Origin of the sequence: Pseudoalteromonas sp. OOF1S-7 (assembly GCF_022347765.1) — a bacterium.
In the GTDB taxonomy this organism is placed as follows: Bacteria; Pseudomonadota; Gammaproteobacteria; order Enterobacterales; family Alteromonadaceae; genus Pseudoalteromonas.
In genome coordinates, this window is the sequence record NZ_JAKRFZ010000025.1 from 41,291 (window position 1) to 56,197 (window position 14,907).

Consider the following 14,907-nt stretch of genomic DNA (forward strand, 5'->3'; position numbering starts at 1 on the left):
TGCGATGCTTCGCATATAAGCTTTGGTTGTTTGCACTTCAGTGCTTGCAAATGCCGCACTTATCCATATAAATAGGTACAGAGACGAGACAGGGCGCTGGAGTATTGTGTTCAGCGGGCTTGGATACGCATATAAACCCAAAGTACTGAGCGTGCTTTGACTTAGATAAGAGATAGAATAAATGCTAGAAAAGATTAGAGAAGGCTCACAGGGCCTGGCAGCCAAAATTATTCTTGGTGTAGTGATCTTGTCTTTTGCGTTGGCAGGGATCGGTGGTTACCTAGGTCAAACCACAGAGCAGGCCGTAGCAGAAGTTAACGGAGTCAAGATCACACAAATGGAATTCTCCCGCGCCTATGAAAATGAGCGCGCACGGCTGGAGCGTCAGTTTGGAGAATACTTTACACAAATTTCAGCAGATCCGGCTTACATGGCTCAGATCCGCAGTGGAGTCATTGACCGCCTGGTACAACAAGAATTACAAAACCAGTTAGCCATTGAGTTAGGGCTGAGAGTCAGTGATGAGCAAGTGAAGCAAGCCATTTTTGAGCTGCCTTATTTTCAGCTGGGTGGCCAATTCAGTAACGACAGATATCTGCAGCTGATCCGCCAGATGAACTTCCAACCGGATTCTTTCCGTGAGTACATGCGTGAAGAAATGACGCGTAACCAGCTGGTTTCTGCGGTTGCTGGCTCTGATTTTGTGCTGGATAATGAACTGAAACAAACGGTGGCACTGCAGCAGCAGACACGTGATATTGACTACATGCTACTGAGCAAAGAGACCGTGAAAGGTGAGGTAGCCGTAACGGACGCTGAAATTTCAGACTACTATCAGCTTAATCAGGAGCAGTTTCAGGCGCCTGAGCAAATTGCGCTGCAATATCTGGAACTGAAGTCTGATGATATTTCACTGGATAAACCAGTTACTGACGAAGAAGTACGCGCTTACTACGAAGAAAACCAGGCACAATACCTGGAAGAAGAGCGCCGTCGTGTTGCCCATATTTTGATTGAAAACACTGACGATGCCGATGCGGCTAAGCAAAAAGCGCTTGCGCTGTACGAGCAACTACAAGGTGGCAAAGACTTTGCCGAGCTGGCGCAAGCAGAGTCTGACGATATTGCTTCTGCAGAAATCGGAGGTGATCTGGATTGGATCGAGCGTGACATGATGGAGCCAGAGTTCGAAGAAGCAGCATTCGCGCTTACGAATGTCGGTGATATCTCACCTGTTGTCGAAACTGAGTTCGGTTTCCACATCATCAAGCTAACGGACTTACAGGCACAACAGTCTAAGGCATTTGAAGAGGTCGCGGCTGAATTGCGTACCGAGCTTGAAAGCAACGCTAAAGCCAATGCATTTTATGAGAAACAATCACAAATCGCAGAACTGGCATTTGAGGTGGCAGACTCTCTGGAAGATGCCGCAGCTGTCGCGGATATTGAGCTGAAGAGTACTGAGTTGGTCTCGCGTATGGCACTGCCTGCACCGCTTAATGACCCAACCATTGCCAATGCTATTTTCACGCCAGAGCTAATCGAAGACCGAGTCAATTCAGAAGTGCTGGAAGCGGGTAACGAACATATTGTTGTAGTACGTGTGCTTGACCACAAGCCGGCGACTGTGAAGCCGCTGGAAGAGGTGACCGCACAGATCAAGACCCGCCTTGAGAACGAAAAAGCGTCAGAGCTTGTCAAAGAGAAAGCCAGCACCCTGTTTGCACAGCTTGAGGAAGGTAAAGCACTGAGCGATATCGCAGCAGCAGAATCTGTTGAAGTGAAGAGCGAAGCGGCACTTAAACGTCAAAGCTATACAGTGGCACCTGAAATTGTCCAGCAGGCATTCAAACTGGCACACCCTGACAACGACCAGACATTCTCTGCGCTGGTTGAATTAAATAGTGGTGATGCAGCGCTATTGGTACTAAAAGGGGTAACATCCACTGAAGTGACTGGCGAGGTTGAAGCACAGCAGAAACAGAACATTACCATGTCTGTGGTAAATAAAAACTTCCTTGCTTTGCTGAGCGCCCTAGAGTCAGATGCTGAGGTAGTTCGCCCTGCTTTACAATTTAGTGATGAGATGCAGTAATTTTCGCATCATGTCGCTAACTTGCACAACAGGTCTGGACTGAACAGCCTGGAAAAGCTTGGGTAATCAGTTGGCTGACTTTGATAAAAAACCGACATCAGTGTTCTGATATCGGTTTTTTTGTGCCTTATCCTCAGGCATTCGCGCTTCTCCTGATGCAATTTGCTGTGAGGTGAGAAAGTATGCTCGATAACACCGTTGACGCGCCCAGCTATCACCGAGGCCCCTAAATAGATCAGGCGAGGCAAAAATTTGTGAAGCTGTGTTTAAGGTAAAGGCTCTGAATGAGCAATGTTTACCACAGCTGGTGCTCTATTTGCTCCTTCAAATCGAACGGGTGTTAAGTGAAATTGGTCTGCTTGTCGTCTAACACAGCTGGTCCTTCCAGCTACTCTGCGCCCTGCAGAACCATACTCTCCCCGTATTTGTCGCCATAGTATGCCCTTGTAGTGCCGTGTTCTCCCTTTACCCACTATACAGACTTACTGTACTGAAGCATCTGTCAGGCTGCATGCGAACGTAATCACACCTTCGAAAATTGAGTGGTTTTCACTCGATATTAGCCACTGTATGAAATATTAGGTTTTTTCAAACTGACTGATTTGATTTTATATCTATATAAATCAATAAACTAAAATTAATTGTTATGAAAAACGATAAGCTTTGATAATTAGTGTATTGATAGGGGATTCGCTAAGGTTAGATATGTCACCGGATGGGTGAGCGCGATAAGTTTAAGATAAATCTAATGTGTTATTACAACAGGAATTCTGGTCATGCTTAAGTTGAAAGCTAAAAAGTTAAAACACCTTACTGCAAAAGAACTCTTTGGTCCTGGTAGAACTCAGTTTGTCGTTGGGGGAGTCGCCAGGCAAATAGACACGGACAGCATTACACAAAAAGATCCAACAGCACCCTGAGCCTCATCGCTATGGTAACAGGTCATAAACAATATCAAGCCTTGATGAGAGGCAACAGAGATGTCTAAACGTGGCTTTGTCAGGTCTAGTCTGAGCTAGAACAGTTAAGGTTGGCAAGAGGCTTTTTCAGTCTCTGCGACCACTTGGCAGTTTATGATTTGTTTGCCGTAAGACAGGCCCGGCTGCTCGTAGTGCGAAACAGACTCACTCCCCGTATACGCTTTGACCTTTAAAGAGGGGGCGAGATCACCCAAACACCCGCAGAATAAGTTGTACACATCTTAAGATAACTTCCCGTCACAATCGCAATCCAGTAAACCACTTTATGCTTGGGTACTCGATAACCGACCACTGGCAGCAGCCTCGTTGTGTCGTTACTTTTGGATTCCAATTCGTTGAATTAGTACTTCATCACATCTTTCATTATCACTTATACCCTATCGCAACGTTTATTTCCGTTGACCAGGCAAACAGTTGACTATTGCACACCTGGTTGTTGAGGGTCGTCGTTTCACCGAGTCATTGCGTATTATCGTTTTAATGTAGCGGTCGTTTTGGCTATACCTTCTGCATTATTTGCGTAGCCTGCTTGGCTCTGTAGCTGCTCTATTTATTGTTCTTAAGGCGTCTGATCTCTGTATACCATGTGGCTGGAGTATTAAGGCAATAAATCACTTGTTACTATCGTGACACCTCTGCTTTATAGTGAATTATTTGAAAGGGTATTCAAATGTATCAGTAAGTGTCTTGACTAGCCAAATTAACGTGGTTTATTGAACCAAACAAAAATATGGGATATTGACTCCGGAAAATAAACCCGTCAGAAACGTGAATATAAGTTATCGCTTGGGGGTGGCCTGTCAAATTTATACATTAAAGTGGAGTTTAAATTGGCTTTGCTCAAAATTTTCCATTTTATTTTTTGTCATTAGAGGGTTTTTCGGGCTTAATTTTATATTGTGAACTTGATGTTGGGCTGTTCCGGGGAATACAAATCTTACAGCATGAAAAGGTCTCGGTAATGTGTTTTTATATGCTTAATAATCAATGGTTTGTGTTTGTTTGTTATCGTTAAGTATAAGGTTTCATAACTAGGTTTTTTGCGCTCTCTGGTCAATGATAGTTGCATCACCAAAACGGTGTTCAACTTTGAAAATTAAATTCGATACAAATTAAAATGAGACCAGCACGATGCTTACACTTAAAACAAAGAAACTGAAAAACTTAACAAATAACGAAATTAAAGATAACCGCCAAACAAAGCTGATTGCAGGTGGTACAGATACAGATAGTATTACTCAGGTTGGTTTGATTAACCCTAAAAAAATAAGTGGTTAATCCAATTGTAGAAAACAACAGGAGTTTTTAAATTGATGGGATCCTATTTAGTCTTGGCAATGGGGGTGGGGTTACAGTCTGTTCCGGGTAACCTCGTATTACAAGAACCAGCCAACGAATATCATTACTCCAGGGAAACCGGGCGAGTTTTAAAGCTGGCTATCAGTGTGGGAAGTGAAGTAGCAAAAAAAAAGATAATGTTACAGTATGTCACTGAAGGTAGCGAAGAGACTAAAGCTCTAGTTTCCAACGAAAATGGCTATGTTGACTATGTCAACCCAAATGCCAAGCCGGGCAAAGTGTTTGCCCCTGGTGAGTTGTTACTGCGGATACAAAGTCGGCGGGTTTTTGGCGCTCACTACTTTGAGCCAAAAGAGATCGAACATACAAAAGCTTTTCAGAAGATTCAGACAAACTCCAGTTTGTGGTTGTGTTCGGATGCGCGGCCTATCGAGGTTAGGGTTGATGATATTGCTAAAAACAGTTTACTCGTCTCAATGCAACTGAAAAAAGAAGAATATGGTCAGCTACAGCAGACCATTGGCGGCGGCAATTTCGCTCTGCATCAGTCTGTGCAGGCATGTTTATAAGCCCTCAGAGCGCTCCTGACAACAGTACGGAGCATTAGCCACTCCAAATACAAATAGCCCGTGTGGCTGGCTATCACTTTTCTCTCCTTCGCGTTAATTCGTGCTTCTCAAAGGGTCCACATGCAAATATGTGGACCTTGTTACCTTCTAGACATTTTTAAATATACTGGCATGGTGCCCGACTTGTTTGTTGTTTAGTGAGTCTGTTGTCGCGAGAGATTACTATCTGAACAGAGATAAGGGGGGCCTGGCTTGATCATTGTGCGCCTTGTTTGCCACGCTGATGAGCAGTCTGAAACACCACTTTTGATTGCATCTCTTACAGGACCGTGTCCCGCATTTCTTTCATTGAGTAGCACTGGTATTACTATCTTTCACTGCGCCAAACCGGTGCGGCGAGCCATACTGTGCAATTGATCCGGCATGGCTCAGCCTGGCTCAATGGCTCGTGCCCGATGTTTACACCCGCAGCCACAAATATTGCAATAACCAGGCAAGCTCACAATCAATCGGCAAGACTTAAATATTCAGGGTTACATATCTTTTACCATGACTCCTGTAAGAGCACGAAAAGGTGCTGTTCGGGTGTGTCTGCGAAAACAAATTGCGCGCGTATGCAGGGGAAAATGACATTGACTACGCAGCAGGAAAGCGAATTGCTGATGGGAATAATTATTAACAAAAAAGCTATGAGATGGATAGATTACGGGACTCTCCGCGAGGTGCTATTAATCAATATTTAGCCGCTACTTAGTCATAAGGAACTTTGCTAAATGATTGAAATTGTTTGATATAATAAATTTCGTGGCGGTTTGATTGTGTGTTGTTGCTGGGGCAATATGGACCCATCAAATGATTAAACATGCTCTGCTTAACGGGGCCACTTGAGGACATAACAATGCAACAAAATACCATCCTTGGACTGTTTGACACTCAACATGAAATTAAACAGATGATTGCCAAATTCGAACAAGTTAGTATCGCTGAAGAATTAACGAATACACTAAAATCTATATCAAAAGAGTCGGGCTACGACTGTCTGGGTTTTATCGATTTCTGTCCGGTATCAGCGTCGTCATATGAAGAGAATATCTATGGTGAAATTTCAACCGAGTTGGCTGACGAAATGTCTGACCATGCTATTTATGAGCATTGTAAATCTGGTATTCGTTTGCTGCCATTGTCCGGCATACTTACGCATAGCCGTCAGCAAGGTCAAGTATATGTGATGCCAATGCGTGGTGTGACCGGCATTTATGGTGGGCTGGTATTCGATATTCCGGACAGTTTTTGCCAACAGAAGAGTATTGAGTTTGTGGACTGGTGTTGGACCATTATCTCACCTTATCTGCTTCAGGCCGCGTTACGCTGCAGAGTCAAAAAACTACATATTACGAAACGAGAAAAAGACTGCTTAATATGGGCCTGTGAAGGGAAAACTTCTTGGGAAATCAGCCAGATACTGGGTATCTCAGAGCGTACGGTTAATTTTCACTTATCAAACTGTATTGTAAAAACAGATAGCACAAACCGACAGCAGGCAATAGTAAAGTGCATTATCAATAATCTGATTTAGTTACACAGGCTGGCTTTTAAAATGATGTTAGTTATCAATTTTTTTGCTGGGGAGGACTCTCCCCAGTATGCCAGATCACAGTGGCGCTGTGATGTCGGCTTTGACGAGTTGGTTTTCTACCACTTCAATGATATCCAGGTAAAGGGCATTCGTTTTCTGAGAAAAGCGGATCCTGTCGATAACAAAACTGGAGCTGTCAACTTTGTATATTTCCTGTTTGGGCTGTTGTTCGCCAAAATTAATCCTGAACACGGTTTCACCATCGGAGTGGTACAAAGCACCATTTCCAGCGGTTATTGAGTGCTTGTACTTGGCTTTTGAGAGCTCAATTCGGTCAGCCTTTTCGCCGGTATTGATATCGTACAAAGATACTTCGTCATGTGACGATAAGCTGGCATAAAACTGACTATTCAGTTGTCCAAACCACAACGGACGTTCGATAGGTAAGGCAATACTTTTGTCAGAATCCAGAGAGTGCATAAAGGCTTTTCCTCTCAGGGTTTTTGCATCCACAACCGAATACCCAATGTTATCCTCTTCAAGGTACTCTGCCGATACTATAGTGCCGTCAACACTAATTGAATCGGAAAGTTCTAACGTCTTGGCGTCATACGTTTCAAGCTTATTGTTGTAACGGACCAGTAATTCTTGTCTTTGCGCACTGTAATGAATTGATTCATAATTCGACGCAGGCAGAGCTAGGGCTTCGTACTGACCATCGGGAGATTTACGATAAATACTGCGCAGGCCACCTTGCTGGCGTAAAAAAATCACGCTGTCTTCAAAGTCAGCAGCGTGAATGTCATCAAACTCGCTGTTAATCAGAGGGTGCAGCTCGCCACCTTGCGGGCTTAATGTGTATACATCTTGTAAAAATGGATAGGTAACCGCTAGCAATTCATCGTGAGAAAGAGGCTGATTGCTTGCATATTTTACCGTATTGGGTAGTTTTGCCGCTGAGATAACCTTTTTCTTATCCAGTGAATAAGTAAACAGAATATTTTCTACATTATCAAACCAGATCAGAGCGTTGTGTTTCTTCTCATAAGACAACGACCAGATCCGATTGTCCGTATCATACAGTTTGACCTGGTTACCACCATCAAGATCTGTCATATATAATTCGCTGCCCTGATAGTGATGTCTTTCAAAAATAATAACTTCTAAATCAGGTAGATAAGTAAGAAATCTATCGCCATAAGAATTCAAATTTGGCGAAGTAATCTGATATTCCTGACCTGTTGAGATATCTCGGCTGGCAAGTGCTGCGAGTTCATCCCGATCACGGTAGCCGCTTTTGGAATAAATGAGTCTGCCGTCGCTGACACCTGCACCGGTGAAGCCTTGCAAGCTACAGTCAAATAAATACTGATTGGTTCCGTCAAAGCTGGCATTGATCAGCCATACCTCACATTGTTCACCGTTAATGGCCCGGTAAAAAACTTTATTAGAATCAGCTGACCAGCCGATCGGGAAATAATTAGTCCCGTCCTCAGCGAGGCGCTTTTCGTGGCCTGTTTGCAAAGTTTTTACGACGAGAGAGTAATTTTGGCTATTTTTTTGAATAATTGAGAAGGCAACAAAGTTTTTATTGGGTGAGATATTTGGCCTTGTATAGCGGCCATTGACCCATGATAAGACCGTTTCCTGTACCTGCTTTTCTATGGCATTAACCGGCACGTTGTCTGGATCATTGTTTTGACTGAGCAACGCGACACTGATAGAAACGGCCAGAGTGCTGAACAGAGCACCCAACACCCAGGAGGTCTTCTTACGCCTGTGAGGCGGTTCAGCGGTGATGGCTTTTGCTTTTATCTCGGTTGAAACGGCAGGATTAAGTTTTGTATTCTCAGTAGATTCAGTTTGATGATACTCAACAAAAGGCTCAATGGCTAAGCTATAACCCTTTCTGTAGTGGGTTTTAACTATCATCCCTTTCTGATTCTCCGATTTCAGGGTTTTCCTGAGTTCAGACATTGCTCTGTTTATTGCATTATCATCAACATATTTCTGACACCAGACATCCTCCACCAGATTTTGCCGAGTGATGATAGTATCTGAGTTTAAAATCAAATAGCTGATAATGCGAAAGAGCAGGGGCTCAAGCTCTTTTTCGATGTCTCCGTCAGTGAGTACCTGACGTTTAGGGTCAAGTTTCCAGGAGCCAAGAGTGATCGATTTAACTGTTCTAGAGAAGCTGACTTCGTTCATTGTCCTGAATTTGTTGTTATTAGGATTATGTCAAGCATTCAGACTATATATATAGTCATGTAAAAACTCAACAGAAAGATGAGAAGGGCTTTTGATTTACAAGTGTTATATTTATTTTCGATAAATGTAAAAGGAAGGGTTGTGGCATACTTTTTATCTTATCTTTTTGAATTTTATGTGTATTTAAAATTTTGTAGTGAGTCATTCCTGTGTCAGGTCAAGATATAAATTCTTACAATATCACGGATTCAAAACCGCATAGCAGGTCATGGCGAGATAAGAATTTAACAAAAATCCGGGTCACTGTTGCAGTACAGGTATCTGTCGGCTGGAGACAATTGACGCCTGGAACTCTGACGGAACCGCCGCCAGTGTGTGCCACTGTTTACCGACAGTCATGTCAGTCTTCAGAGGCTTTGCATTTACTGTCCAAAATTTCGATAGCCTTAGTCAGTATGTCAGAGACCGCTTTACGATTACCCCATTCAAGCGCGTGCCAGTCAATCTCATCAACGACTTCGGTAATATTGTGAGTCAGTAGCATTTTTACTGTTTCTATACTTTGGATTGGCTTTATTCTGAAGGCTTTTTCACGAGGTTTGACGGGTAATTTTTCTCCGGTGAGTTTGGCATTTATCCGCTTGTTGATCTCCGCTTTATCGGTGACTGTTAACAATGTTTTATCAAACTCACTGTAATATTGATTCTCAACTTGCTTAACGATTTTTTTGACATTGATAAAAGGCAGGCTGATCAACCCTTGTTCATATGCCTCAATGACACATTTGTACCGAGTAAGAACATTGTAGTTGTCAAAGCTTCCCATGGAGATCCCCAGATTAGCTGCCATCTCTTTGACGGTCAGCTTCTTTTCGCCGATTTTGAGTTTTGCCAGGCTGAGGCTCTCCAATTCCTGCATAGCACTTAAAAACGCTTGCAGTTTACCGTATTGGGGTAAGTCATCTCGGCTGGCATTTTCCTGAAACTGCTTCACTTTCGATAGCAATGGCTTAGCATCGTACACTTTAAATTGAGCGCTTGAGTCGTAACCTTTACTGTAAACCATGGCAAAAAAGCGTCGGTGCCCCGTTAGAATTTGGTACTTGCCGTGTTCTAAAGGGTACACAGTGGGAACCTGAATGATTTCTGCAACGGAGATGTTCTCTGCCAGCTCAAGGACAGACTCCAGCGTTTGATTGGCTTTTTTCCACTGTGCGGAGCCATAATTAAAGCAGTTTACAATGCAATTCTTTCCTATCAGTACGTGATCTCTTGAGTCATACATTTCTACTAGCTGGTTTTTAGTGAGCCAACGAGACGTAAATTGCCTGGCATGTTCATCCTCCATAAATTTCGCGGGCAGAAATCGTGCATTGTGTGGATCGGGAGCGACAGCAGATAAGAACAGGGATTTGTACTCAAAAGTTTCAGAATTGAGCGCTTCACGACTGTTAACGTTAGCCAACATCAGTTGGTCTAATTTATTTTTATTCATAGGGTTAGGAGCCTTTTACGACGCTAAAGGTAAAGGGTGAACACCTTAGTTGGTAGATCTAACAGGTATACACTCAAAGGTTAACGATGCACCATGTGAACCATACTAAGTAATTGCTCTGGTGTGAAGTCTTAAATCGACACACAGCACAGCAGAATAAATTTAAAACGCAGTTTACAAGCGGTGGAGTCAAGATATGAATATAGATATGAGCATCATTGAGTGGGCGTTTGAGAAAGGATACAACCTGGGTTCTGCCGATATGAGAGAAGGCGTTTATATCTCAGAAGCGGGCCGACGTTCGCGCTTGCTTGATGACATAAAGGCATTTGTAGAAAGTCACCAGATGATGGCCGTCGAGCATGATGCTCAGCCTCCAAGCCTAAACTGACACAGGTTAAATACTAGAGTGGATAGCTGATCCCGGTCAGCTTTAGGGGCAGCCCTGACCTGCAACAGCGTTTTATCAGTAGCAATGATCTCATGCGTGAGATCTTAACCCTCCGTTGGTAATAAATACATGCAAATTAAAAATTGGTTTACACGACACCCTTTGTTGTGCCGGTTTGGCACGTTTATTTTGGCACCTTCCGTACTGTGTGCCTATGTGGCATACCAGCAACAGGTACTTTCAGCCTTACCACCGACAGGTGCAAACACAGTTGCGGCAACAGTTCATGAGCCGGTTGTGATAACACGCGACACACATGGTGTGCCTTATATTGAGGCTGGCTCAGCGGCGGATGCTTATTTTGCGATGGGGTATCTGCACGCACAAGATCGGCTGTGGCAACTGGAATTACAGCGCAGACTCAGTGCCGGAAAATTGAGTGAGGTTTTTGGTAAAGAGAGTCTCAATTACGACGTTTGGGTACGCACACTGGGGCTTTATGCGGTAGCTGAGCACAGCAAGGCGCATTTGTCTGAGCAGGCTTTGGCGTCGTTACAAGCTTATGCGGCAGGGATCAATGATTTCCTGCGCCAACAGCCTACATTACCGGTGGAGTTTACTATGCTTGGGATCACGCCTGAGCCCTGGCGTGTCGAGGACTCCCTGGCTTGGATGAAGATGTTTTCGCTCAGCATGTCGGGCAATCTGGAAGAAGAGATCCAACGCAGTGTTGCCCTGAGAACGTTACCCAAAACCTTGTTTACTCAGTTTTTCGAATCAGACATATCACAGCCTGTTGAGCCGCTTGCGCAAGGGCCGGTTGCGAGTTTATCCGGACTGCATCACACCATTAAACAACTAGAAAAAGATTATAAGGTGGGGGGGAAACACATAGGGAGTAATGCCTGGGTCGTGTCTGCCGAAAAAAGTGCGACCGGATACGCCATACTTGCAAACGACCCGCACCTGGGACTTCAGATCCCGTCTCTGTGGTATGCCGTTTCCCAAGATGTGCCAGATAATCTGCTCCAGGGGATGAGTTTGGTCGGATTGCCCGTGATTGTTTTTGGTCAGAATAATCAGATTGCCTGGGGTGGCACGAATATGGAAGCTGACTTGCAAGACCTGGTTGTAGAGCAGGTGCATCCGGATGACCCTAATCTCTATCGCTATCAACAGCAATGGTTGCCTTTTACTTCTCGCACGGAATACATCAAGGTTAAAAGCGACTTTCCAAGTGTACTTAAGCCAGCCTATCGGGATGTTGAACTGAAGATCAAAGAAACGTTGACAGGTCCGGTGATCAGCAAGACCGGTTTGCCTCAGGCTGTTTCTTTACGCTGGACAGCGCTACAAGCAAAAGACTCGACTTATGATGGCTTTTTCCACATAAACCGGGCACAAAACTGGTCTGAGTTTAAGGCCGCTGCCGATCAAATCGCATCACCCAGCCTGAACCTTTTTTATGTCGATAAACAAAATAACATTGGCTTTACCGGTGCTGGCAATATTCCGATTCGACAGCAGGGGACTGGGATATTACCGGCTACACGTGCCGCTCACGGAGATGTATGGCAGGGTTTTATTCCAAAAGATGAGATGCCGAGCGAGTTGAATCCGCCAAGAGGCTACATCATCAATGCCAACAATCGCAATGTCGCGCAGGATTACCCCTATCATGTTTCTTCCAGCTTTGCGGATCCGGCACGTGCCAATCGCATTGAGCAGTTGCTGGACGAACAGCCATTGGATCTTGATTACATCAAACTAATGCAAATGGATGTAAAGGATCTGACAGTCACCCGGCTTAAAGCGGTCATGGAAACGGTCAAGGCTGAAGACCTCTGGCAACAAGAAGCGTTGGATCAACTGTCATCCTGGCAGGGGGAAGCAACAGCCGACAGCATCGCCGCGACGCTTTTCTATACCTGGTCCAGGCAGATTTATCGGGTGCTGTTAAATGACGAACTGATCCCCGCATGGAATGAAAAAGCGGCCACGGGACAATTGCTCGGGCTGCGCGGGCGACTGAGCTATGACCAACTAGCCGAATTGCTGTTACAAGACTCCCCGCTCTGTGATGACTCCAACACACTGGAAATTGAGTCCTGTGACACAGTTTTGCTCAGCGCACTGGACAGGACATTAATCATGAACAGCAAGCTACACGGCGATGAAATCGAGGACTGGCAATGGGGCAAGTTTCAGACGACCCGCTATGACCATATGCCGTTTGGCAAAGTGAAGCACCTCAACACCGTGTTCTCGCGAGAAGTGGCAACCGGTGGTTCCAGTAATACGGTTAATGTTGCTGCGGGGTTTTACGAACAAGACAGTGGCTTTATTCAAAACTATGGTGCGGGATTCAGACAAGTTATCGACATGGGCGGGCGTTATCAGTTTATGAATTCCACCGGACAGTCTGGTCAGGTCGCCAGCCAGCATTATGACGATATGGTCGCTCAGTTTGCGCAGGGTCAGTACATTTCATTTGAACTGCCCGCAAAGGCCACCCACAAGCTAACACTCATTCCAAAAACAGGGCAGGAGTAAACCGTGAATTTATTAAAAATATTTAGTGAGAGCTACCCCAATCGTGTGTTTATCTCTGTGTTGCTGGGCGCCATTTCGGGGATTTTATATTCGGGGTTAATCCCCTTCGTATTAATGAGTATTGAACGTCCGGCACCCGGTCTGCAGCTAGCAGAAATACCACATGCACGTTACGGTTTACTGGAAGTAGCCAACTATAAACTGGCGGCGTTATTTTTCCTGGCTTGTACTTTTATCCTGATCATCAGAAGCCTTTCAGAGATCTTACTGCAGCGCGTTGCAACCGATGTTGCCAGGCAGCTCAGGGTCAGCTTCTACGATAAAATTGCCAGAACGCCATTGCACGTAATTGAGAAAATGGGGTCGTCTAAACTGGTTGCGTCGGTGAATCTGGATGTGCCCAGGATCATCAATGGTGCGCGCGCATTACCCCTGCTACTGATTAACCTGGTGACTCTGGTTGGTATGCTGGGATTCCTTGTCTATCTCAACGACGCGGTATTTAAAATGGTGATGATTGCCATCGCGTTTGGCATCTTGGCCTATCAAATCCCCATGTTTTTTGGCAATAAGCTGCTTACTCGCGCCCGGGAATATCGAGATGCTATTCAGGAAGGGGTTAATGGTTTGATATCCGGTGCAAAGGAATTAAAGCTTGATGCTCAGAAAAGGGCTTATTTCCATCAGGATGCATTACTTAATAACGAAGCCAATATTCTTAAAAATGAGAAAACGGCACAGTCTGTCCTGATATCCACTATCAATTTTGGTGATTTACTCTGTTTCTTTGTTATCGGAGCATTGTGCTTTGTGTTCGTAAATTACCACTCTATCAGCAGTGGCGAACTGGTCGCGGTGATCATGGCGTTGCTGTATGTCACCGGCCCCATTAGCGTACTTCTTAACGCCCTGCCGCAATTAATGATGGCGACGATTTCATACAAAAAATTCAACGCGCTACTCAATGCATTGCCGGAAGAGCAAATCGAGTATCAGGTTTCACCAGTCCCCGACTGGCAAACTTTACGATTTGATAATGTGGAGTTTGCTTATCCCGGTGATCAGGATGAGGCTGGCTTTGCCGTTGGTCCCATTAACCTGATACTGAACCGTGGCGAAATTGTCTTCATCGTTGGCTCTAATGGCTCCGGGAAGTCGACCCTCAGCAAGTTACTGACCTTGCACTATCAGGCCGTAGGCGGACACATCTACTTTGACGACGTTGCACTCGACAACGGCAATATCGAAAGTTACAGACAAGAGATCAGCGCAATTTATTCAAATTATTACCTGTTCGCAAAAATCCTCAAAGAGCTGGACAACGACACCATGGAGCAGATCCAGCATTACCTGAAGTTATTACACCTGGACCACAAAGTGACGATAGAAAATGGTTACTTCTCGACGGTGTCCTTATCCGATGGTCAGCGCAAGCGACTGGCGTTATTAGTCTCCTTTTTGGAAGACAAACAGGTGTATTTGTTCGATGAGTGGGCTGCCGATCAGGACCCAATTTTCAAAGAGGTGTTTTACAAACGCATTTTGCCCAGCCTGAAAACAAAGCAGAAGCTGGTAATCGCCATCACCCATGATGACAAGTACTTCGAGCTGGCCGACCGAGTCATTGTGATGGAAAGCGGTCAGGTTGTAGAGCAGGCCTCATACACACAATATTTCGACAAATTACAGTTAAACCAGGCTGCCAAAAACGATTTCCTGGCAGAGGTAGGAGCGTAAA

10 protein-coding genes are annotated in these 14,907 nt (G+C 44.7%); 8 read left to right on the forward strand and 2 right to left on the reverse strand.

The genetic code is table 11. The features are described from left to right. The first annotated feature begins 181 nt into the window (after positions 1-181). The 5 genes from MHN33_RS22550 to MHN33_RS23955 all read left to right on the forward strand — a co-directional run bounded on the left by MHN33_RS22550 (position 182) and on the right by MHN33_RS23955 (position 6,519). Positions 182-2,095: a SurA N-terminal domain-containing protein gene (locus tag MHN33_RS22550; protein WP_239401566.1), complete on the forward strand. Its 1,914-nt coding sequence runs from the start codon at positions 182-184 to the stop codon at positions 2,093-2,095. A 776-nt stretch (positions 2,096-2,871) separates the two neighbouring features. Then, a complete protein-coding gene (locus tag MHN33_RS22555; protein WP_239401568.1) occupies positions 2,872-3,015 on the forward strand; it encodes a hypothetical protein in 144 nt (47 codons plus the stop codon). 1,191 nt (positions 3,016-4,206) lie between these two features. Further along, on the forward strand, positions 4,207-4,353 hold the full coding sequence (locus MHN33_RS22560) for a hypothetical protein (RefSeq protein ID WP_239401570.1): 147 nt from the start codon (positions 4,207-4,209) through the stop codon (positions 4,351-4,353). 35 nt (positions 4,354-4,388) lie between these two features. Further along, positions 4,389-4,943 (forward strand): hypothetical protein, encoded by a 555-nt coding sequence (locus tag MHN33_RS22565; RefSeq protein ID WP_239401572.1) that lies wholly within the window; start codon positions 4,389-4,391, stop codon positions 4,941-4,943. Between the two features lie 898 nt (positions 4,944-5,841). Further along, positions 5,842-6,519 (forward strand): helix-turn-helix transcriptional regulator, encoded by a 678-nt coding sequence (locus MHN33_RS23955; protein WP_275442994.1) that lies wholly within the window; start codon positions 5,842-5,844, stop codon positions 6,517-6,519. A 75-nt stretch (positions 6,520-6,594) separates the two neighbouring features. Here MHN33_RS23955 and MHN33_RS22575 read toward each other — a convergent pair whose 3' ends face one another. Next, a complete protein-coding gene (locus tag MHN33_RS22575) occupies positions 6,595-8,730 on the reverse strand; it encodes a winged helix-turn-helix domain-containing protein (protein ID WP_239401574.1) in 2,136 nt (711 codons plus the stop codon). Positions 8,731-9,130: 400 nt separating this feature from the next. Next, the gene (locus MHN33_RS22580; RefSeq protein ID WP_239401576.1) at positions 9,131-10,225 is read right to left on the reverse strand and encodes a hypothetical protein; all 1,095 of its coding nucleotides are present in this window, start codon (positions 10,223-10,225) and stop codon (positions 9,131-9,133) included. 196 nt (positions 10,226-10,421) lie between these two features. On the opposite strand from MHN33_RS22580, the gene MHN33_RS22585 reads away from it, so the two are divergent. From MHN33_RS22585 to MHN33_RS22595, 3 genes are all read left to right on the forward strand, one after another. After that, the gene (locus MHN33_RS22585; protein WP_239401578.1) at positions 10,422-10,616 is read left to right on the forward strand and encodes a hypothetical protein; all 195 of its coding nucleotides are present in this window, start codon (positions 10,422-10,424) and stop codon (positions 10,614-10,616) included. A gap of 129 nt (positions 10,617-10,745) precedes the next feature. Further along, entirely contained in the window at positions 10,746-13,169 is a 2,424-nt protein-coding gene (locus MHN33_RS22590) for a penicillin acylase family protein (RefSeq protein ID WP_239401580.1), read from the forward strand. Between the two features lie 3 nt (positions 13,170-13,172). Further along, positions 13,173-14,906, forward strand: a complete 1,734-nt coding sequence (locus MHN33_RS22595) for a cyclic peptide export ABC transporter (RefSeq protein ID WP_239401582.1) — start codon at positions 13,173-13,175, stop codon at positions 14,904-14,906. The last annotated feature ends 1 nt before the right edge of the window (position 14,907 follow it).

What these genes read in the sequence shown, in the direction of transcription:
- MHN33_RS22550 (WP_239401566.1), top strand. Translation starts at nt 182, where the DNA reads ATGCTAGAAAAGATTAGAGAAGGCTCACAGGGCCTGGCAGCCAAAATT.
- MHN33_RS22555 (WP_239401568.1), top strand. Translation starts at nt 2,872, where the DNA reads ATGCTTAAGTTGAAAGCTAAAAAGTTAAAACACCTTACTGCAAAAGAA.
- MHN33_RS22560 (WP_239401570.1), top strand. Translation starts at nt 4,207, where the DNA reads ATGCTTACACTTAAAACAAAGAAACTGAAAAACTTAACAAATAACGAA.
- MHN33_RS22565 (WP_239401572.1), top strand. Translation starts at nt 4,389, where the DNA reads ATGGGATCCTATTTAGTCTTGGCAATGGGGGTGGGGTTACAGTCTGTT.
- MHN33_RS23955 (WP_275442994.1), top strand. Translation starts at nt 5,842, where the DNA reads ATGCAACAAAATACCATCCTTGGACTGTTTGACACTCAACATGAAATT.
- MHN33_RS22575 (WP_239401574.1), bottom strand. Translation starts at nt 8,730, where the DNA reads ATGAACGAAGTCAGCTTCTCTAGAACAGTTAAATCGATCACTCTTGGC.
- MHN33_RS22580 (WP_239401576.1), bottom strand. Translation starts at nt 10,225, where the DNA reads ATGAATAAAAATAAATTAGACCAACTGATGTTGGCTAACGTTAACAGT.
- MHN33_RS22585 (WP_239401578.1), top strand. Translation starts at nt 10,422, where the DNA reads ATGAATATAGATATGAGCATCATTGAGTGGGCGTTTGAGAAAGGATAC.
- MHN33_RS22590 (WP_239401580.1), top strand. Translation starts at nt 10,746, where the DNA reads ATGCAAATTAAAAATTGGTTTACACGACACCCTTTGTTGTGCCGGTTT.